The sequence below is a fragment of the Kribbia dieselivorans NBRC 106261 genome (genome assembly GCF_001552435.1).
In the GTDB taxonomy this organism is placed as follows: domain Bacteria; phylum Actinomycetota; class Actinomycetes; order Actinomycetales; family Dermatophilaceae; genus Kribbia; species Kribbia dieselivorans.
In genome coordinates, this window is record NZ_BCRE01000301.1 from 1 (window position 1) to 923 (window position 923).

Genomic DNA, 923 nt, shown 5'->3' on the forward strand with positions numbered 1-923 from the left:
CCCTGCCCGGTGGGCGGACCCGACTCGACCTCGCCGCGTCGCTGACCCGGTCGTACCGCCGCTCCGGCGCGCTGGTGCTCGGCAACGTCGCCCGCGCCACGCACGGCGAGACCATCCGCGAGGTGCTCGGCTCGGGGGACGCGCGGCGGCCCTTCCAGTCCTTCACCCTCAAGCAGGGGCCGCTGACGTTCGTCCCGACCGACACCCCGACCGGGTCGGCGTCCACCCTGGAGGTGTCCGTCGACGGGCTGCGCTGGCGCGAACGCGTCTCCACCTACGGCGCGGCACCGCACGAGCGGGTGTTCGTCACCCGTGACGAGCCCGACGGTACGGAGTCGGTGGTGTTCGGCGACGGCCGCCACGGAGCCCGACTGCCCTCCGGATCGGCCAACGTCCGGGCCCGCTACCGCATCGGTGCGGGCGCCGCCGGCAACCTCCGGGTGGGCCAGGTCAGTCAGGCGCTCGACCGGCCGCTCGGACTCTCGGCGGTGACGAACCCGCTGGAGGCCAGCGGTGGCGTGGACCCGGAGACCGAGGCGAGTGCCCGGCGGTCGATCCCACGACCGGTGCGCACCCTGGGCCGCGCGGTCTCGCTGCTCGACTACGCCGACTTCGCGCTCGCCCTACCGGGCATCGGGCAGGCGACGGCCGTGGTGCTGCCGTTGCGCGGTGGCCGCGGGATCGTCGTGACGATCTCCGATCCGGAGGGCGGACCACCGGCCACCGCGGTGGTCGACCGCGTCCGCTCGGCCCTGGTCAAGGCCGGGGACCCCCAGGTGCGCGCGGAGGTCGTCCCGGTCCGGCTGGCGACGTTCCGCGTGGGTCTGCGGGTCGCGGTCGACCCGCTGCGGGAGCGGCCCGAGGTGTTCGCGGCGGTCGAGGACCGGCTGCGCAGCACGTACCGCGCCGCGGCTCGGGAGATC

The 923-nt window shown here is 75.7% G+C and carries 1 protein-coding gene; it reads left to right on the forward strand.

What is annotated here, in order from left to right:
* Positions 1 to 923: baseplate J/gp47 family protein (locus KD1_RS16010; RefSeq protein WP_174521128.1), on the forward strand; the 923-nt coding region annotated here is incomplete at both ends.